21 protein-coding genes are annotated in these 18,339 nt (G+C 71.5%); 12 read left to right on the forward strand and 9 right to left on the reverse strand.

The features are described from left to right. Window positions 1–158: 158 nt before the first annotated feature. Complete coding sequence (locus tag ACFYU0_RS08885; RefSeq protein WP_351665272.1) at window positions 159–752, reverse strand: isochorismatase family protein; 594 nt, start codon at window positions 750–752, stop codon at window positions 159–161. A 101-nt stretch (window positions 753–853) separates the two neighbouring features. After that, window positions 854–2,200: a nicotinate phosphoribosyltransferase gene (locus ACFYU0_RS08890; RefSeq protein WP_389298968.1), complete on the reverse strand. Its 1,347-nt coding sequence runs from the start codon at window positions 2,198–2,200 to the stop codon at window positions 854–856. 139 nt (window positions 2,201–2,339) lie between these two features. On the opposite strand from ACFYU0_RS08890, the gene clpS reads away from it, so the two are divergent. The 8 genes from clpS (at window position 2,340) to ACFYU0_RS08930 (ending at window position 8,005) form a co-directional block, all read left to right on the forward strand. Next, window positions 2,340–2,657, forward strand: a complete 318-nt coding sequence (gene clpS, locus ACFYU0_RS08895) for an ATP-dependent Clp protease adapter ClpS (RefSeq protein WP_389299900.1) — start codon at window positions 2,340–2,342, stop codon at window positions 2,655–2,657. Between the two features lie 11 nt (window positions 2,658–2,668). Further along, window positions 2,669–3,271, forward strand: coding sequence for a DUF2017 domain-containing protein (locus ACFYU0_RS08900; RefSeq protein ID WP_351665268.1), 603 nt, complete (start codon window positions 2,669–2,671; stop codon window positions 3,269–3,271). A 341-nt stretch (window positions 3,272–3,612) separates the two neighbouring features. After that, window positions 3,613–5,031, forward strand: coding sequence for an amino acid permease (locus tag ACFYU0_RS08905; RefSeq protein WP_389298970.1), 1,419 nt, complete (start codon window positions 3,613–3,615; stop codon window positions 5,029–5,031). A 145-nt stretch (window positions 5,032–5,176) separates the two neighbouring features. Next, on the forward strand, window positions 5,177–5,599 hold the full coding sequence (locus ACFYU0_RS08910; RefSeq protein ID WP_351665264.1) for a M67 family metallopeptidase: 423 nt from the start codon (window positions 5,177–5,179) through the stop codon (window positions 5,597–5,599). 134 nt (window positions 5,600–5,733) lie between these two features. After that, window positions 5,734–5,829, forward strand: coding sequence for a putative leader peptide (locus ACFYU0_RS08915; protein WP_351665262.1), 96 nt, complete (start codon window positions 5,734–5,736; stop codon window positions 5,827–5,829). 119 nt (window positions 5,830–5,948) lie between these two features. Then, window positions 5,949–6,227, forward strand: a complete 279-nt coding sequence (locus tag ACFYU0_RS08920; protein WP_351665260.1) for a MoaD/ThiS family protein — start codon at window positions 5,949–5,951, stop codon at window positions 6,225–6,227. 6 nt (window positions 6,228–6,233) lie between these two features. Continuing rightward, window positions 6,234–7,184 carry a PLP-dependent cysteine synthase family protein gene (locus tag ACFYU0_RS08925; protein WP_389298975.1) on the forward strand — a complete coding sequence of 317 codons (951 nt, stop codon included), beginning with the start codon at window positions 6,234–6,236 and terminating at the stop codon, window positions 7,182–7,184. A 350-nt stretch (window positions 7,185–7,534) separates the two neighbouring features. After that, window positions 7,535–8,005 (forward strand): hypothetical protein, encoded by a 471-nt coding sequence (locus ACFYU0_RS08930; protein WP_389298977.1) that lies wholly within the window; start codon window positions 7,535–7,537, stop codon window positions 8,003–8,005. Between the two features lie 12 nt (window positions 8,006–8,017). Here ACFYU0_RS08930 and ACFYU0_RS08935 read toward each other — a convergent pair whose 3' ends face one another. After that, on the reverse strand, window positions 8,018–8,476 hold the full coding sequence (locus tag ACFYU0_RS08935) for a type II toxin-antitoxin system PemK/MazF family toxin (RefSeq protein ID WP_389298979.1): 459 nt from the start codon (window positions 8,474–8,476) through the stop codon (window positions 8,018–8,020). A gap of 239 nt (window positions 8,477–8,715) precedes the next feature. Here ACFYU0_RS08935 and ACFYU0_RS08940 point away from each other — a divergent pair, with 239 nt between their 5' ends. Beyond that, a complete protein-coding gene (locus ACFYU0_RS08940; protein WP_389298982.1) occupies window positions 8,716–9,468 on the forward strand; it encodes an MBL fold metallo-hydrolase in 753 nt (250 codons plus the stop codon). A gap of 67 nt (window positions 9,469–9,535) precedes the next feature. Here ACFYU0_RS08940 and ACFYU0_RS08945 read toward each other — a convergent pair whose 3' ends face one another. Both ACFYU0_RS08945 and ACFYU0_RS08950 read right to left on the reverse strand, forming a co-directional pair. Continuing rightward, window positions 9,536–10,801, reverse strand: coding sequence for a PTS transporter subunit EIIC (locus tag ACFYU0_RS08945; RefSeq protein ID WP_389298985.1), 1,266 nt, complete (start codon window positions 10,799–10,801; stop codon window positions 9,536–9,538). 170 nt (window positions 10,802–10,971) lie between these two features. Continuing rightward, entirely contained in the window at window positions 10,972–12,270 is a 1,299-nt protein-coding gene (locus ACFYU0_RS08950) for a PTS transporter subunit EIIC (protein ID WP_389298987.1), read from the reverse strand. 220 nt (window positions 12,271–12,490) lie between these two features. Here ACFYU0_RS08950 and ACFYU0_RS08955 point away from each other — a divergent pair, with 220 nt between their 5' ends. The 3 genes from ACFYU0_RS08955 to ACFYU0_RS08965 all read left to right on the forward strand — a co-directional run bounded on the left by ACFYU0_RS08955 (window position 12,491) and on the right by ACFYU0_RS08965 (window position 14,067). Further along, window positions 12,491–12,724 carry a PTS glucose/sucrose transporter subunit IIB gene (locus ACFYU0_RS08955; RefSeq protein ID WP_351665246.1) on the forward strand — a complete coding sequence of 78 codons (234 nt, stop codon included), beginning with the start codon at window positions 12,491–12,493 and terminating at the stop codon, window positions 12,722–12,724. 77 nt (window positions 12,725–12,801) lie between these two features. After that, on the forward strand, window positions 12,802–13,539 hold the full coding sequence (gene rph, locus ACFYU0_RS08960) for a ribonuclease PH (protein ID WP_351665244.1): 738 nt from the start codon (window positions 12,802–12,804) through the stop codon (window positions 13,537–13,539). A 126-nt stretch (window positions 13,540–13,665) separates the two neighbouring features. Then, window positions 13,666–14,067 (forward strand): hypothetical protein, encoded by a 402-nt coding sequence (locus ACFYU0_RS08965; RefSeq protein WP_351665242.1) that lies wholly within the window; start codon window positions 13,666–13,668, stop codon window positions 14,065–14,067. Between the two features lie 443 nt (window positions 14,068–14,510). Here ACFYU0_RS08965 and ACFYU0_RS08970 read toward each other — a convergent pair whose 3' ends face one another. The 4 genes from ACFYU0_RS08970 to ACFYU0_RS08985 all read right to left on the reverse strand — a co-directional run bounded on the left by ACFYU0_RS08970 (window position 14,511) and on the right by ACFYU0_RS08985 (window position 17,870). Beyond that, window positions 14,511–15,236 carry a DUF1707 domain-containing protein gene (locus ACFYU0_RS08970; RefSeq protein ID WP_389298991.1) on the reverse strand — a complete coding sequence of 242 codons (726 nt, stop codon included), beginning with the start codon at window positions 15,234–15,236 and terminating at the stop codon, window positions 14,511–14,513. Window positions 15,237–15,245: 9 nt separating this feature from the next. Then, complete coding sequence (locus ACFYU0_RS08975; RefSeq protein WP_351665416.1) at window positions 15,246–16,253, reverse strand: ATP-binding cassette domain-containing protein; 1,008 nt, start codon at window positions 16,251–16,253, stop codon at window positions 15,246–15,248. Continuing rightward, on the reverse strand, window positions 16,211–16,978 hold the full coding sequence (locus tag ACFYU0_RS08980) for an ABC transporter permease (protein WP_389299903.1): 768 nt from the start codon (window positions 16,976–16,978) through the stop codon (window positions 16,211–16,213). Before ACFYU0_RS08980 ends, ACFYU0_RS08975 begins: the two co-directional genes overlap by 43 nt. A 91-nt stretch (window positions 16,979–17,069) precedes the next feature. Continuing rightward, complete coding sequence (locus ACFYU0_RS08985) at window positions 17,070–17,870, reverse strand: ABC transporter permease (protein ID WP_389298994.1); 801 nt, start codon at window positions 17,868–17,870, stop codon at window positions 17,070–17,072. Window positions 17,871–18,339 lie beyond the last annotated feature (469 nt).

Genomic DNA, 18,339 nt, shown 5'->3' on the forward strand with positions numbered 1-18,339 from the left:
ACGCACTCTCGCCGCACCGGCCGAAAGCCCGAGTACACCCAGTACGAGGGCATCCGGCCGGCACTCCCCCAGCCTTCGGCCGGGGGGACCCCCAGGGCACGCACCGGACGCCGCGACGCCCGCCCTGCGGGCGAACGACGCGACTTTGCGGACACGACCTAGCCGCCGACCACCGGCTTGCCGGTGAGCTCCACCCCGGCCCCGCGCAGCTCCTCCAGGGCCCGCTCCGTCGTCTCCGGGGCGACGCCCGCGGTCAGGTCCAGGAGGATCTGCGTGCGGAAGCCCTCGCGGACCGCGTCCAGCGCGGTGGCCCGTACGCAGTGGTCGGTGGCTATGCCGACCACGTCCACCTCGTCGATGTGCCGGTCGCGCAGCCACTCGGCCAGCGGGACGCCGTTCTCGTCGGCGCCCTCGAAGCCGCTGTAGGCCGCCGAGTACGCGCCCTTGTCGAACACCGCGTCCACCGCCCCCGAGGCGACGGCCGGCGCGAAGTTCGGGTGGAAGCCCACCCCCTCGGTCCCCGCGACGCAGTGCGCGGGCCAGGAGCGGACGAAGTCGGGGTCGTCGGCGAAGTGGCCGCCGGGCGCGATGTGGTGGTCGCGGGTGGCCACCACATGGCGGTACCCGGTGCCCCCCGCCTGGCCGATCAGCTCGGTGACGGCGGCGGCCACGTCGGCGCCGCCGGCCACCGCCAGGCTGCCTCCCTCGCAGAAGTCGTTCTGCACGTCTACGACGATCAAGGCGCGGCGCATGATGGGTGTCCTTCGACTGTCCGGGTGACTGACTGAGCCTGGAGATTTCACGGTCCCCGCGGGAGGGGGCCGACGGACGGGGGGAGCGGTGGCGTCCTGCTTTAGCTACCCGAGACGTCCCGCGTGTACTCCGTCGGGAGGACGGGCTCGCCCCGGGAGAGCTGCGTGGCGGACAGCGGCAGGGCGGCGCGCGCCGCGATGTGCCGGTCGCGGGCCACGTCCAGCGGCTCGCGCGCGACCACCTCGCCGGCCTCGACCAGCCGCACCAGAAGCTGCCGTCCGGCCAGCTCGTCGGGGACCGGCCCGGTGCCCACGACCTCGGCCTCCGCGACACCGTCCCGGTCCAGCCGGCGCGCCGCCCACTTGCGGCCGCCGACGGAGGACTTGCCCCCGCTGGACTTCTTCGCCACCGGCACCAGCGGCGCCGCCGGGTCGGCGGAATCGGCCCGCGCGACCAGCTTGTAGACCATCGAGCAGGTGGGGTGCCCGGAGCCGGTCACGAGCTGGGTGCCGACGCCGTACGCGTCCACGGGCGCCGCCGCGAGCGAGGCGATGGCGTACTCGTCCAGGTCGGAGGTGACGACGATCTTGGTGCCGGTCGCGCCCAGCTCGTCGAGCTGCTGCCGCACCCGGTGCGCGACCAGCAGCAGGTCCCCGGAGTCGATGCGCACCGCGCCCAGCTCGGGACCGGCCACCTCCACCGCCGTGCGGACGGCCTCGGCGACGTCGTAGGTGTCCACGAGCAGGGTGGTGCCCCGGCCGAGGGACTCCACCTGGGCCTGGAAGGCGTCCCGCTCCCGGTCGTGCAGCAGGGTGAAGGCGTGCGCGGAGGTGCCCACGGTCGGGATGCCGTACCGGAAGCCGGCCGCGAGGTCGGAGGTGGTCGCGAAGCCGCCGACGTACGCGGCCCGGGAGGCGGCCACGGCGGCCAGCTCGTGGGTGCGGCGGGCGCCCATCTCGATCAGGGGCCGGTCGCCGGCCGCCGAGGCCATCCGGGACGCGGCGGCCGCGATCGCCGAGTCGTGGTTGAGGATGGAGAGGATCACGGTCTCCAGCAGCACGCACTCGGCGAAGGAGCCCTCGACCCGCAGGATCGGCGAGCCCGGGAAGTACACCTCCCCCTCGGGGTAGCCCCACACGTCACCGCGGAAGCGGTAGCCGGCGAGCCACTTCAGGGTCTCCTCGTCGACGATCCCGCGCTCGCGCAGGAAGCCGAGGACGCCCTCGTCGAAACGGAAGTTCTCGACCGCGTCCAGCACCCGTCCGGTGCCCGCCACCACGCCGTACCGGCGCCCGTGGGGCAGCCGCCGGGTGAAGACCTCGAAGACGCTGCGCCGCTCGGCCGTCCCGCCCTTCAGGGCGGCCTGCAGCATGGTCAGCTCGTACTGGTCCGTGAAGAGCGCCGTCGAGGGAACGTCCACCGGCAGCCCAAGGTCCGCCACGTCCACCACTACCTCCGTCAGCTCGTGACTGCCTGGCCGCCCCAGGACATGCCGGGGGCCCGGGGGTTGTCCCCCGGTGTGTGCAGCATGACGAGGATCGTACCCCCATTTCGTCAGTGTGACGAATACTGCCCCGCGTGGCAGCATGGGCTGTGTGACGTCACCCGCGCCCGTAGAGATCGAACGCACCGAGTCGGCGGAGGAGGTCTTCGCCGTACCCGAGCCCGACGTCCCCTGGGTCACGATCGTGCACAACGACCCGGTCAACCTCATGAGCTACGTGACCTACGTCTTCCAGTCCTACTTCGGCTACCCGAAGGAAAAGGCCACCAAGCTCATGCTCGACGTCCACCACAAGGGCCGGGCGGTCGTCTCCAGCGGAAGCCGCGAGGAGATGGAGCGCGACGTGCAGGCGATGCACGGCTACGGACTGTGGGCCACCCTCCAGCAGGACCGGAAGTAGCGATCTCCTCCATGCCCGGAACCTTCGAACCGATTCCCGGTGGCGGCGCTGCCGTCGCGCTCGACGACGTCGAGATCTCCATCATCCGGTCGCTGGCCGTGCAGCTCCTGGAGCTCATCGGCCCCGGCCCCGCCGAGGAAGCCGCCGACCCGCTGGCCGAGCTGTTCGCCGACGGGCCGAGCGAGCCGCCCGCCGACCCGGTCCTCAGAAGGCTCTTCCCCGACGCGTACAGCGACCCCGAGCGGGAGCCCGCCTCGCCGGCCGAGGCGGAGGAGCGGCAGGCGCACTCCGCCGAGTTCCGCCGCTACACCGAGAACGACCTGCGCGCCGGCAAGCGGGAGAACGCGCTGGCGGTGATCCGCACCCTGGACGCGCTGCACGCGTCGGACGCGGGCGCGGCGGTCCTCAAGCTGTCCCCGGACGAGTCGCGCTGGTGGCTCGGGGCCCTCAACGACCTCCGGCTGGCGATCGGCGCCCGGCTGGAGATCACCGACGAGGACGACACCGAGCTGCTCTACCGGCTGCCGGACGAGGACCCGCGCAAGCCGATGGTGATGGCCTATCTGTGGCTCGGCGGGCTCCAGGAAACCCTCGTGACGACCTTGATGCCCTGATCGTCCCGATTCGGTGTTCGCTCAAAGGACACTCAAATCCGGATAACGATCGCGTCACCACTGCGGTCCGATTTCACGCGTTCGAGCGCTCTTTGTCCGCTTCTCCCTGTGTGGTGCGTCACAACCTCCTCTCGTGCTCAATATTGCGGCCGTGATAAATCTTCACGACCGCCCGGCCGACACCACCCATGTCCGGCCGGGTGCGCCACCGAGCCGGCAACCTCCGGCCAGGCACGGGCGGGCTCCCTGAGCCCTGCCCAGCTCCATCAATCCGGGGGGATCGAAACCCGATCCGAGGCCGACGAAAGGCCTGGGTCGGCATGGAGAAAGGCGCACCACACATGGCCTCCGAGAGGGTCACCGAAACCCCCGAAGAGGGGTACGAGCGCGGGCTCGGCAGCCGTCAGGTCCAGATGATCGCCATCGGCGGTGCCATCGGCGTCGGCCTGTTCCTGGGAGCCGGGGCGAACATCGCCAAGGCCGGCCCCAGCCTCATCCTCATGTACGCCCTCGCCGGCGTGATCATCTTCTTCATCATGCGGGCCCTGGGCGAGCTGCTGCTCTACCGTCCCGTCTCCGGCTCCTTCGCCGAGTACTCCCGTGAGTTCCTCGGCCCGTTCTTCGGCTACTTCACCGGCTGGACGTACTGGCTGATGTGGGTGGTCACCGGCATGGCCGAGCTCACGGCCGCCGCCATCTACGTCAACTACTGGTTCCCGGCCGTCCCGCAGTGGGTCACGGCCCTGGTCTTCCTCGTGGTCCTCTTCGTGGCCAACCTGATCTCGGTCAAGCTGTTTGGCGAGATCGAGTTCTGGTTCTCCATGGTCAAGGTCACCGCCCTGATCGGCATGATCGTGATCGGCCTCGGCGTGCTCACCTTCGGCTTCAGCGCCGCCGGTGACACCGCGCACGTGGCCAACCTCTGGCAGTTCGACGGCTTCTTCCCCAAGGGCGTCGGCTCCTCGCTGATGACCCTGCAGGGCGTGATGTTCGCCTACCTCGCCGTCGAGCTGGTCGGCGTCACCGCGGGCGAGTCCGAGAACCCGGAGAAGACCCTCCCGAAGGCGATCAACACCCTGCCGTGGCGCATCGCCCTGTTCTACGTGGGCGCCCTCACGGTCATCCTGTGCGTGGTCAAGTGGACCGAGTTCGCCGAAGGCGTCAGCCCCTTCGTGAAGGCGTTCGCGGTCATCGGCATCCCGGCCGGCGCCGGCATCGTCAACTTCGTGGTGCTCACCGCCGCCCTGTCCTCGTGCAACTCGGGCATGTACTCCACCGGCCGCATGCTGCGCACCCTGGCCGACAACGGCGAGGCCCCGCGCGTCTTCGCGAAGCTGTCGACCACCAAGACCCCCGCGCTCGGCATCACCGTCTCCGTGCTGTTCATGGGCATCGGCGTAGTCCTGAACTACGTCGTCCCGGAGAAGGCCTTCGGCTACGTCACCTCCGTCGCCACCGCGGCCGGCATCTGGACCTGGCTGATGATCCTGGTCAGCCACGTCCTCTACCGCCGCGCGGTCGACGCGGGCCGGCTGCCCGCGTCCTCCTTCCCGGCGCCGGGCGGCGCGGTGTGCTCGTACATCGCCATCGCGTTCCTGCTCTTCGTCACCGGCCTGATCGCGTACGACGCCGACTCCCGCGTCTGCCTGTACGTGATGGCGGGCTGGGCGGTCGCGCTGGGCGCCGGCTGGATGGTCATGAAGTCCCGCGCCCCGCAGATCGCGGACCGCGACGAGCAGGCGTACGAGAAGGTCGGCTGACCACCGCAGAAACCTTCCCCCAGGACGTCCGGCCGCCGGGAGTACTCGTGGCAGTCCCGGCGGCCACCGCTCAGGGCGTCCAGCATGTGGGCCGCTCCGTACCACTCCCCGGTACGGAGCGGCCCCTCTGCTTATCCTGACCCCCATGCTGACCATCACCCAGGCCCTGTACGACCAGATCGTGGCCCACGCCCGCGAGGACCACCCCGACGAGGCGTGCGGCGTCGTCGCGGGCCCGGTGGGCGCCGGCCGCCCCGAGCGCTTCATCCCGATGCTGAACGCGGCCCGCTCGCCCACCTTCTACGAGTTCGACTCGCAGGACCTGCTCAAGCTCTACCGCGAGATGGACGACCGCGACGAGGAGCCGGTGATCATCTACCACTCCCACACCGCGACCGAGGCCTACCCCTCCCGCACCGACATCGGCTACGCCAACGAGCCCGGCGCCCACTACGTCCTCGTCTCCACCGCCGACGCCGACGGCCTCGGCGACTTCCAGTTCCGCTCCTTCCGCATCCTCGAGGGCGAGGTCACGGAGGAGGAGGTCAAGGTCGTGCAGGCGTACTGACGGCCGTGCCGACGGGCGCCGGCAGGCGCCCCGGCGGGCCCGCTGATCTCGGAGGTCTCAGCAGGTGGCCGACGGCCATCCGAAGTGTGGGACGACACTCCGGGTGCGGGGGCGGGAATCGATACGATGACCTCATGGTTATCCGAGACGTGAGCGACAAGACGCCGGGCATGCTGCTCGTGGCGCGGCTGCACGTCGACCTGTGCAGGCTGGCCAGCGCCATCTGTTGACGCACCACCGTCCTGCCGCCGTACGGCCGTGAGCCGACGGCGCTCCACCCCCGCGTACACGAGACGCCCGCGCTGTCGCGCCCACCGACCTGACTCATTCCGACAGGAGCCCTGACGCCATGGCCATCGAGGTCCGCATCCCGACCATCCTCCGCACGTACACCGACGGCCAGAAGGCCGTGGAGGGCAACGGGGACACTCTCGCCGAACTCTTCGCCGACCTCGAGTCCCGCCACCCGGGCATCCAGGCCCGCATCGTGGACGGCGAGCAGCTCCGCCGGTTCGTGAACGTCTACCTGAACGACGAGGACGTGCGCTTCCTCGACGGCATCTCCACCAAGCTGGCCGACGGCGACAGCGTGACGATCCTGCCGGCCGTGGCCGGCGGGATGGTCTGATCCCCCATGCGCTACGACTCCCCGCTGGCCGCGGTGGGCAACACCCCTCTGGTGCGCCTGCCGCGGCTGTCGCCGTCCGACGACGTCCGCATCTGGGCCAAGCTGGAGGACCGCAACCCGACCGGCTCGGTCAAGGACCGCCCGGCCCTGCACATGATCGAGCAGGCGGAGAAGGACGGCCGGCTGACCCCGGGCTGCACCATCCTCGAGCCCACCTCGGGCAACACCGGCATCTCCCTCGCCATGGCCGCCAAGCTCAAGGGCTACCGCATGGTGTGCGTGATGCCGGAGAACACCTCGCAGGAGCGCCGGGACCTGCTCGGCATGTGGGGCGCCGAGATCATCTCGTCCCCGGCGGCGGGCGGCTCCAACACCGCCGTGCGCGTCGCCAAGGAGCTCTCCGCCGAGCACCCCGACTGGGTGATGCTCTACCAGTACGGCAACCCGGACAACGCGGGCGCCCACTACGCCACGACCGGCCCGGAGATCCTCGCCGACCTGCCCTCCGTCACCCACTTCGTCGCGGGCCTCGGCACCACCGGCACCCTCATGGGCGTCGGCCGCTACCTGCGCGAGCACAAGCCGGACGTGCGGATCGTCGCCGCCGAACCGCGCTACGACGACCTGGTCTACGGCCTGCGCAACCTCGACGAGGGCTTCGTCCCGGAGCTGTACGACGCCTCCGTGCTCACCACCCGCTTCTCGGTCGGCTCCGCCGACGCGGTCACCCGCACCCGGGAACTGCTCCAGCAGGAGGGCATCTTCGCGGGCGTCTCCACCGGCGCCGCCCTGCACGCGGCGATCGGCGTCGGCAACAAGGCCGTCCGGGCCGGCGAGAGCGCCGACATCGTCTTCGTCGTGGCCGACGGCGGCTGGAAGTACCTCTCCACCGGCGTCTACACCGCCGCCACCACCGAAGAGGCCATCGAGACCCTGCACGGCCAGCTCTGGGCCTAGGCCGTGTCCGCGAAGTCGCGCCTGCGTCACGACGCCCGGCACGCACTCTCGCCGCACCGGCCGAGAGCCCGAGTACACCCAGTACGAGGGCATCCGGTCGGCACTCCCCCAGCCTTCGGCCGGGGGGACCCCCAGAGCACGCACCGGACGCCGCGACGCCCGCCCTGCGGGCGAACGACGCGACTTCGCGGACACGACCTAGGCCGTGTCCGCGAAGTCGCGCCTGCGTCGCGACGGTCCGCCCACCTGACGGGGAATTCCGTCCTCCGTAGGCGGGATCCGTCCGCGCCGGTGGTACGTCACATCCGTACCAGCGGCCGGACGGCCGGCCACGGACGAAAGGCGGACCCATGCGTCGAACCACGACCCTCGCCCTCGCGGCAGCCGCGCTGCTCCTCGCGGGCTGCGGCTCGCAGAGCGGCGGGGACGGCGGGGACGACACCGGGGGCGGCAGCGGCAAGGTGTCCCCGTCGGCGAGCGGCTCACCGTCCTCCGGCGGATGCGTCCCCCACGCCGAGCTGACGGCCGCCGACAACGGCCACACCCTCTGCCTGACCGAGGGCGGCGAACTGCGGCTCACCCTCGACGGCACCAAGGACCGCCCCTGGAAGCCGGTCTCGGCGAGCGGCCCCGCCCTGGAGGCGATCAACTCGGGCTTCGTCATCCAGCCGGGCGACGCCACCGCCGCCTACCGGGCGAAGGCCGCCGGCACCACGAAGCTGACGTCCTCCCGGCCCATGTGCCCCGAGCCCACGGCCTCCGGCCAGGTCTCCTGCAAGGGCGTCGAGGAGTGGGCGGTCACGGTGACGGTCCGCCGGTAGCCGTTCGGCCGCTCAGCCCGCCAGGTGCCGGACCTGGTCCCACAGGACCGGGTCGACCACGCCCACCCGGCGCCTGAACTCCCCCACCGGCACCTCCCGCAGCTCGTCGGTCTGCAGGAAGCTGGGCCGCCCGTGCGCGTCGCCGACCGCGCCGGGCGGCAGCGGGATGACCCCGGCGCGCTCGTCGTGGTACTTGCTGGTGATCTTCGCGACCGTGGCCCGGTTGCCGCGCACGGCCAGCACCAGACAGGGGCGGTCCTTGGACTCCGCCCGGTCCTCGTAGGGCACGTTCGCCCACCAGATGTCCCCGGGGTGCGGACGGGTCGGGGCCCGGCCCCGGGTCCCCGGCCGTCCGGGCGGCCGCAGTCTGCGCCCGCCGGGCCGCCGGCCCCGCCCCCAGCCGTCGACGAGCGTGGCGACCAGGGCGAGCAGTACCACCGCCGCGAGCGCCAGCCACCAGGACGTGTCCATGAGGACGACGTTACCGGCGCGCGCCCGGCATCGCGCGCCCTCCTCTGTACTTGTGCGCTCCCGGACCAGCCGAACCGGTGACAGCACAGGTGAGTTCGCCCACAACAGCCCCTGGCGGAGGAGCGACCCGTGCTTTTGCGCCTTACGCTCGACGGACCGCACGACCCCCCTTTGCCATGCCCCGGCCCGCTGTGCCGGCTCCCCGCCCGCCGCTTTCTGCCAACGGAGGTCTCTGCTTCATGAAGCTCACCGTCGTCGGCTGCTCGGGGTCGTTCCCATCCGCGGAATCGGCCTGCTCGAGCTACCTCGTCGAGGCCGACGGCTTCCGGCTGCTCCTCGACATGGGCAACGGCGCCCTCGGCGAGCTGCAGCGCCACTGCGGTCTCTACGACCTCGACGCGATCTTCCTGAGCCATCTGCACGTCGACCACTGCATCGACATGTGCGCCTACTTCGTCGCGCGCTACTACCGCCACGACGGCGGCCGCTGCGCCCCCCTTCCGGTCCACGGTCCCGAGGGCACCGAGCACCGCCTGACCACGGCCTACGCCGACACGCCCTCGGCCTCCTCCATGAGCGAGGTCTTCGACTTCCACACGGTCAAGCCGTCCACGTTCGAGATCGGCCCGTTCACCGTGCACACCGAGCGGGTGCGGCACCCCGTGGAGGCGTACGGCATCCGGATCGAGCACGGCGGCAAGGTGCTGACGTACTCCGGCGACACGGGTGTCACGGCGACGCTGGACGAGCTGGCCCGGGACGCGGACCTGTTCCTGTGCGAGGCCGCGTTCACGTACGGCAAGGAAGACATCCCGGACCTGCACCTCAACGGCCGCGAGGCCGGCGAGACGGCGGCCCGCGCGAACGCCCGCCGCCTGGTCCTCACCCACATCCCGCCGTGGACCGACCCCCAGCTCAACGCGGCCCACGCCCGCGAGGTCTTCACCGGCCCGGTGGACCTGGCGGCGCCGGGGACGACGTACGAGATCTGACCCCACGGCACACACGAAGGCCCCCGGAGCCGAGCGGCTCCGGGGGCCTTCGTCGTGCGGGGGAGGGCTACTTGGCCTCCGCCTTCTGCAGCTCCGCCAGCTCCTCGTCGGACTCACGGCCCGGCGTCGGCAGGTTGAACCTGATGATCGCGAAACGGAAGATCACGTAGTAGACGACCGCGAAGCACAGGCCGACCAGGACCAGGCCCCAGGGGTTGGTCGCGATGCCCAGGTTGAGGCCGAAGTCGACCACGCCGGCCGAGAACCCGAACCCGTCCTTCATGCCCAGCGCCCAGGTCAGCGCCAGCGAGACGCCGGTGAGGACCGCGTGGATGGCGTACAGGACCGGCGCGATGAACATGAAGGTGAACTCGATCGGCTCGGTCACACCGGTCACGAACGAGGTCAGCGCGATCGAGAACATCATGCCGCCGACGACCTTGCGGCGCTCCGGGCGGGCGCAGTGCACGATGGCCAGGCAGGCCGCCGGGAGACCGAACATCATGATCGGGAAGAAGCCGGTCATGAACTGCCCGGCGGACGGGTCGCCGGCCAGGAAGCGGGCGATGTCGCCGCTCTTGCCGTGGTAGTCGCCGGCCTGGAACCAGGGGAAGGAGTTCAGCAGGTGGTGCATGCCGATCGGGATCAGCGCCCGGTTGGCGACACCGAAGATGCCGGCGCCGACGGCGCCCGACCCCACCAGCCACTCACCGAAGTTGTGCAGACCCGTGCCGAGGACCGGCCAGATGTAGCCGAACACGATGCCGAGCAGCAGACCCGCGAAGGCCGACAGGATCGGGACCAGGCGCCGGCTGCCGAAGAAGCCCGCCCAGTCGGGCAGCTTGGTGCGGTAAAAGCGCTGGTAGATCAGGGCCACCACGATGCCCATCACGACACCGCCGAGGACCTTGGCGTCCACCGGCGCGTCCACCATGACGACCTTGCCGTCGACGGCCGTCGCCACCTTCGGCAGGTTCTTGTCGGTGAACGTGCCCAGCACGTTCTTGAAGACCAGGTAGCCGACGACCGCCGCGAGCGCGGTCGAGCCGTCCGACTTCTTGGCGAAGCCGATGGCGATGCCCACGGCGAACAGCAGCGCCATGTTGTCGAGGATCGCGTTCCCGCCGGCGGCCATGAAGCCCGCTATCTTCGTCAGGAACGTGGGGAACGACGGGCGTCCCAGCATGTCGGTGTTGCCGAGGCGCACCAGGAGGGCGGCGGCCGGCAGCACCGCCACCGGCAGCATGAGGCTGCGGCCGATGCGCTGCAGCACAGCCATCGTGCCGGCGCCCTTCTTCTTCTCGGCCGCGGGAGCGGCGCTGGCCGTGGTCACAACTTCCTCCATGTGGGCATGGCGCCGCCCGAACGTGGGGGAGGGAGGACGGCGGCGTCTCTGGTCTACACCACCCAGTGGTGTAGACCTGTTGTAGCACGATGAAGGCGGTGTAAGGAACCCGCGATTCCCGTCACCGCCGCGCTACGCGCCGTGCCCCCGTGAGGCCGCTACGCCTTGGTGACGTCCTCCAGCTCCTCCGCCCGCTCCCGCCCCGGTGTCCGCAGGTCGAACCTGGTGATCGCGAAGCGGAAGACCGCGTAGTACACCGCCGCGAAGCACAGGCCGATCGGGATGATCAGCCACGGTTTCGTCGCCAGGTGCCAGTTGATGACGTAGTCGATCAGGCCCGCGGAGAAGGCGAAGCCGTCGTGCACGCCCAGCGCCCACGTCACCGCCATCGAGATCCCCGTCAGGACCGCGTGGACCGCGTACAGCGCCGGCGCGATGAAGAGGAAGGAGTACTCGATCGGCTCGGTGATGCCCGTCACGAACGACGTCAGCGCCACCGACAGCATGAGCCCGCCGACCTCCTTGCGCCGCTCCGGCCGCGCGCAGTGCGTGATGGCCAGCGCCGCCGCCGGCAGCGCGAACATCATGATCGGGAAGAACCCCGAGGTGAACTGCCCCGCGTTCGGGTCGCCCGACAGGAACATGTTGATGTCGCCGTGCACCACCGTGCCGTCCGGCTTGGTGTAGCTGCCGAACTGGAACCACAGGGGCACGTTCAGGAACTGGTGCAGCCCGACCACCAGCAGCGCCCGGTTGGCGACGCCGAACAGCCCCGCGCCCCACGGTCCCGCGTCGCGCAGCCACTGGCCGAAGCTCTCCAGGCCGCTGCCGATCGGCGGCCACACCCACAGGCACAGGCCGGCGAAGACGATGGCGACGAACGACATGATGATCGGCACCAGCCGGCGGCCGTTGAAGAAGCCCAGCCAGTCCACCAGCCGGGTGCGGTGGAAGCGGGCCCAGAAGAAGGCGGCCAGCAGCCCCATGACGATGCCGCCGAAGACGCCCGGGTTCTGGAAGGTGAAGGCCGTCACCGACCCGTCCGCCACCTGGCAGCCGATGTGCTCGACCGGCTTCGAGCCGGCCGGGCAGTCCTGCGGGAACTCGTGCAGCACGCCGTAGTACACGAGGAAGCCCGCCACCGCCGCGAGCGCCGTCGAGCCGTCGGCCTTCTTGGCCATGCCGATCGCCACGCCCACGCAGAACAGCAGCGGCAGCCCCAGCGAACCGTCGAGCAGCGCGCCGCCCGCGCCCAGCATCACCTTCGAGACCGCGGTCCACCCGAGGCCGCCCTCGCCGACCACGCCCGGCTGCGCCAGCCCGATCAGGATGCCCGCGGCCGGCAGCACCGCGATCGGCAGCTGCAGGCTCCGGCCCATCTTCTGCAGGCCCTGGTAGAACCGGTGCAGCCGGACGCGCCCGGGGCCGGCCGTGCTCTCGGCGCTGTCGGCGCTCATCGGCGTCCTTCCTGATCCCCTCGGCCCGGACCCGGCCCGGCGGCCGAACCCCTCGGCGCACAAGCCGGTTTGGCTACCGTCCCTCCGGTGGTGTAGACCAGTCGGCGGACGGTTCCGCTGTGGTGATCGCCATCATTGGGCACGTACCGCACGGCCGCTCGCGAAGATGGGCCAACTGTGGGTTACTGCGACAAAGCGGTTCGGATCAGGGAGAAGCAACATGGCCAGCAAGGCTGAGAAGATCGTCGCCGGCCTCGGCGGCATCGAGAACATCGAGGAGATCGAGGGCTGCATCACCCGGCTCCGCACCGAGGTCGCCGACCCCTCGCTCGTCGACGACACCGCCCTGAAGGCCGCGGGCGCCCACGGCGTCGTCAAGATGGGCACCGCCATCCAGGTCGTCATCGGCACCGACGCCGACCCGATCGCCGCGGAGATCGAAGACATGATGTGAGCCTCCCGGTTCACCTGGAAGGGGCACTTCCCGACGCGGGAGGAGCCCCTTCCGCGCGTACGGCTAGGCTCGGGAGCATGTCTCGAATCGACGGCCGCACGCCCGAACAGCTCCGCCCGGTCACCATCCAACGCGGCTGGAGCAAGCACGCCGAGGGCTCCGTCCTCGTCTCCTTCGGCGACACCAAGGTCTTCTGCACCGCCTCCGTCACCGAAGGCGTCCCGCGCTGGCGCAAGGGCAGCGGCGAGGGCTGGGTCACCGCGGAGTACGCCATGCTGCCCCGCGCCACCAACACCCGCGGCGACCGCGAGTCCGTCAAGGGCCGGATCGGCGGCCGCACCCACGAGATCTCCCGGCTCATCGGCCGCTCCCTGCGCGCCGTCATCGACTACAAGGCGCTCGGCGAGAACACCATCGTCCTCGACTGCGACGTCCTCCAGGCCGACGGCGGCACCCGCACCGCCGCCATCACCGGCGCCTACGTCGCCCTCGCCGACGCCGTCGCCTGGGCCCAGGGCCGCAAGCTGATCAAGGCCGGCCGGCAGCCGCTCACCGGGACCGTCAGCGCCGTCTCCGTCGGCATCGTCGGCGGGGTGCCCCTGCTCGACCTCTGCTACGAGGAGGACGTGCGCGCCGAGACCGACATGAACGTCGTCTGCACCGGCGACGGCCGCTTCGTCGAGGTCCAGGGCACCGCCGAGGCCGAGCCCTTCGCCCGCGACGAGCTCAACGCCCTGCTCGACCTCGCCGTGGCCGGCTGCGACCAGCTCGCGGCGGCCCAGCGGGCGGCCCTCGAGGCCACCCTCGCAAAGTAAAGGGACCGCCAAAAAAGCCGGTACGCGAGGGCAACCCCCGCATCCTTCCCGACGTCCGTATGGGTACGGGCGCGCGGCTCATCACCGTGCGCCCGGCCAGCCGTACCAGGGGAGGGACACCACACCATGGCCGCCAGCCGACGCCGAAGCCGGCTCACCGCCGTCGCCGCCGCCCTAGCGACCGCCGCGCTCACCGCCGGCCTCACCACCGGCTGCGACGCCGTGAACAAGGCCCTGGACTGCGTGCAGACCGCCGACTCCATCGCCGACAGCGTCACCGACCTCCAGCAGGCCGTGGAGAACGCCGGCGACGACCCCACGCAGGCCGACGCCTCCCTCGACTCCATCGAGAAGAACCTGGACAAGATCGGCGACAAGACCGACGACGCCGACGTCAACAAGGCCGTCGACGACCTCTCCAAGGCGGTCGGCAACGTCCGTACCGCCATCAGGAACGGCGACCCGGCCCCCGACGTCAGCCCCGTCACGGACGCCGCCGGCGAACTGACCAAGGTCTGCACCTCGTAGCCGCGGACCGCCGGGGCCGGGCGGCGCGCCCGGCACCGGCACGCCGCCGCGCCGCCCGGCACGCACTCTCGCCGCAGCGGCCGGCACGCCGCCCCTGGCAGAGCGGGGCCGTCGGGCAGGCCCTGGGCCGTGTTCGCGAAGTGGCGCCTGCGTCGCGGCGCTCGGCACTCCCGGGCCGGCACGCCGCCGCCCGCCCCTGGCAGAGCGGGGCCGTCGGGCAGGCCCTGGGCCGTGTTCGCGAAGTGGCGCCTGCGTCGCGGCGCTCGGCACTCCCGGCCCGGCACGCCGCCGCCCGCCCCTGGCAGAGCGGGGCCGTCGGGCAGGCCCTGGGCCGTGTTCGCGAAGTCGCGCCTGCGTCGCGGCGCCCGGCACGCACTCTCGCCGCACCCGGACGCCGCGACGCCGGCCTTTACGGGCGAACGACGCGACCTCGCGGACCGGACCTAGTCCCGCCGGCGCTCCTCGCGCCGCGCCCGCTGCAGTTCGTGCCGGGCCTCCCTGCGCTCCAGCCGCTCCTGCCGGCGCTGCTCCTTCAGCCGCTGCCGCTCGGCCCGCGTCACCTTGCGCTCAACGCCCACCCCGCCCCAGAAGGCGAAGCCGCCGACGACGACCCGCGGGGCGCCCGGCTCCGGCGGACCGTCGTCCCTCGGGTGCTCGAAGCCGCCCATCACGCCGATGCCCCGCACCACCACCTCGACGCCCGGCGGCACGATCACCTGCACCCCGCCCATGATCGCCACGCAGTTGATCTCGACCTCGCGGTCCGCGAAGTTAGCCTCCCGCAGGTCGATCTCCCCGCCGCCCATGAAGGCGAGGCAGTTGAACCGCTTCGGCACCGTCCAGCGGCCCCTGCGCTCGAACCCCGACAGCACCGCGAACCCGCCCGCCGAGGAACCCTCGCCCCCGACGATCCGGCCCGCCCAGCCACCCCGCTCCGCGGGCTCCTTCGAGAAGGAGACGGGCACGGGCGCCGCCACGGCCCCGGCCGGCAGATCGCGGGTGATCGGCGTCAGCTCACCGTACGTACGCGCCTTGTACGCCGCCTCCAGCCGCTCCTCGAACTCCCCCATGTCCAGGCGCCCTTCGGCGAGGGCGTCCCGCAGGACCTCGGCGACCCGCTCACGGTCGGCGTCGGACGCCCGGAGGTCCGGACTTGCGTCGTCGGTCATGGCAGCAGACTACGAGACCGCCTTCTCCGCGTACATCTTCGCGATGACCGCCTCGATGTCCGGCTCCCGCACCGACAGGTCCACCAGCGGGTACTCGGCCGCGATGTGCGCCACCAGCGGCGCCGCCGACTGCCCGGCGGGGAACGCCAGCCACTGCCGCGGCCCCGACACCCGCACCACCCGGCACGACGGCGCCTCGATCGGCGGCAACTCCCGCTCCAGGTCCACCACCAGCGTCCGCTCGCCCTCCCCGGCCTCGTGCAGCCCGGCCAGGGCGCCGTCGTACATCAGCCGCCCGTGGTCGATCACCATCACCCGCGAGCACAACTGCTCGATGTCCTGCAGGTCGTGCGTCGTCAGCAGCACCGTCGTACCGCCCCCGGCGTTCAGCTCCTTCAGGAACCCCCGCACCTTGGCCTTGGACACCACGTCCAGACCGATCGTCGGCTCGTCCAGGTACAGCACCTCGGGATCGTGCAGCAGGGCCGCCGCGATGTCCCCGCGCATCCGCTGCCCCAGCGACAGCTGCCGCACCGGCACGTCCAACAGCTCGCCCAGTTCCAGCAGTTCGACACAGCGGTCCAGGTTCTCCCGGTAACGGCCGTCCGGGATGCGGTACATGCGGTGCGCCAGCCGGTAGGAGTCGATCAGCGGCAGGTCCCACCACAGCGTCGTCCGCTGCCCGAACACCACGCCGATCCGGTGCGCCAGCCGGGTCCGCTCCCGCGACGGATCGATCCCCGCCACCCGCAGCCGGCCGGCGCTCGGCGTGAGGATCCCGGTCAGCATCTTGATCGTCGTCGACTTCCCGGCGCCGTTCGGGCCGATGTAGCCGACCATCTCGCCGCGCGCCACGGTGAACGAGATCGAGTCCACCGCCCGCACCTGCCGCCGCTCCCGCTTCATGAACCCGGTCTTCCGGCGCACCTCGAAGACCTTCTCGACCCTGTCCACCTCGATGAACGCGTCCACCGCTAACTCCCTGTACTCCGATACGACCGAAGCCCCGCCCGCCACGCCAGCCCCGCCGCCGCGCAGCACACCACCGCCACCAGCGGCGGCGCGAAGGCCGCCCACCCCGGCAGCCCGCCCAGCGGGTACGGCCGCCCCAGCACATAGGCGGCCGGCACCCAGTTGACGAAGGCCAGCGGGAACATGAACGTCACGCCCCGCACCAGCTCCTTGCCGAACACCGTCGGCGGGTACTGCAGCAGCGTCTGGCCGCCGTACGTGAACGCGTGCTGCACCTCGGACGCGTCCTGCGCCACGAACTGGAAGGCCGCCCCCGCCACGAACACCGCGGAGAAGATCACCCCGCCGCAGACCAGCATCCCCGGCACCATCAGCACCTTGACCGGCGTCCAGGCGATGTCCGACGCGACCAGCGAGTAGCCCAGCACCAGCGCCCCCTGGCTGATCCGCCCGACCCGGCGCAGCGCGAACCGGTCGGCGGCGACCTGCGCCAGCACCGGCGCGGGCCGCACCAGCAGGGTGTCCAGCGTGCCGTCGCGCACCCGGCGGCCCAGCCGGTCGGCCGAACCGATCGCCAGGTCGGCGAGACCGAAGGACGTCGCCGACAGCCCGTACAGGAACGCCACCTCGGGCAGCGAGTAGCCGCCGAGGACGTCGACCCTGGAGAACATCAGCATGATCGTCACGAAGTCGAGGCCGGTCACCACCAGCCCGCCGAACGCCGTCATCGCGAAGGAGGCCCGGTAGGTCAGCGTGGAGCGGATCCACATCCCGGCGATCAGCCGGTAGGCGCGCAGTCCCTCGGCCAGCGGCCGGTACTCACCCCGGTACTGACCCGGCCGGTACTCGCCCTGCCTGTAGTCACCCACCCTGGACCACCACCCGCCGGGCCGCCGCCGTCTGCACCAGCCGCCCCACCGCCAGCAGCACCACCGCCCACCCCGCCTGGAAGAGGAACGACGGCAGCGGATCGGCCGTCCCCATCAGCACGTCCGCCGGCACCTGCACCTGCGCCGCCCACGGCAGCGCCCGTACGACCTCGCCGAGCGTCCCGGGGAAGGCGTTCAGCGGCAGCGTCATGCCCGAGCAGAAGATGCCGGTGACCATCAGCGCCTGCAGCGCCCCCGTGCCGTCCATCAGCCAGAACCCTGTCAGCGCCACCAGGTAGCGGATACCGAAGCTGACGACCATCGCCAGCGCCACGGAGACCAGGAACGCCAGCCACGTCCCCGCGTCGCCGGGCAGCGCCGTGGGGAACACCAGCGCGCCGAACGCGAACGGGACCACCCCGCGGCCGAGGAGCTGGAACAGCGCCCGGCCCAAATCGTTCGCCAGCCACCACACTTGCAGGTCCGCCGGCCGGTACAGGTCGATCGCGACCTCACCCGTACGGATGCGTTCCATGAACTCGGTCTCGAAGCCGCCACCCTGGATCGCCAGCGTCGCGTACAGCGCCTGTCCCAGCCAGACGAACGTGACGGCCTGGGCCTGGTCGTAGCCCCCGAGGTGCGGTTTCGCCTCCCACAACGCCAGGTAGGTGTAGACGAGGATCAGGCCGAAGGCCGTGTTCGTGAACACCCCTGCCGCAGTGGCCGCCCGATACGTCGCGTACCGTCTGAATCCCCCCGCCGCGACGGCGGCGTACAACCGTCCAGCGCCCACGTCAGTCAACCTCCCGGACCGCTCGACACCGAAGCGCAGGAGCCTAGTCCGGAGGCCCGGCGACCGGCGACGCATTTTCGTTCCGGAAGCGTGCCGGAATCCGGGAACGGATCGCCAGGTGCGAGAGTCTTCAATCCGGGGGCGCAGAAGGCGTACGAGGCGTACGGGAAACGTACGACGCGAAACAGGAGTCCGTGCACGACATGAGCGACGAGCCGCAGCCGCAGCAGCCGAACAAGGGCGGGGCACCGGAACAACCGCTGCCGACTGCAGGGCCCGCACGATCCGGTGAGGCCGCCGGCGGTGCCACCGGAGACACCCGCCCCGGAGACGGCGGCCACGACCGCGACCGGGAGGGCGGCAAGGACCGGCCCGGCCCGGACCGGGCCGAGGGCCGCGCGCAGGGCCGGGGCCGGGAACAGGGGCAGGCGCAGGGACAGGGCCGGGAGGGCTCGGGCGCCGGACCGGC

Origin of the sequence: Streptomyces sp. NPDC003720 (assembly GCF_042875075.1) — a bacterium.
Taxonomy (GTDB): Bacteria; Actinomycetota; Actinomycetes; order Streptomycetales; family Streptomycetaceae; genus Streptomyces.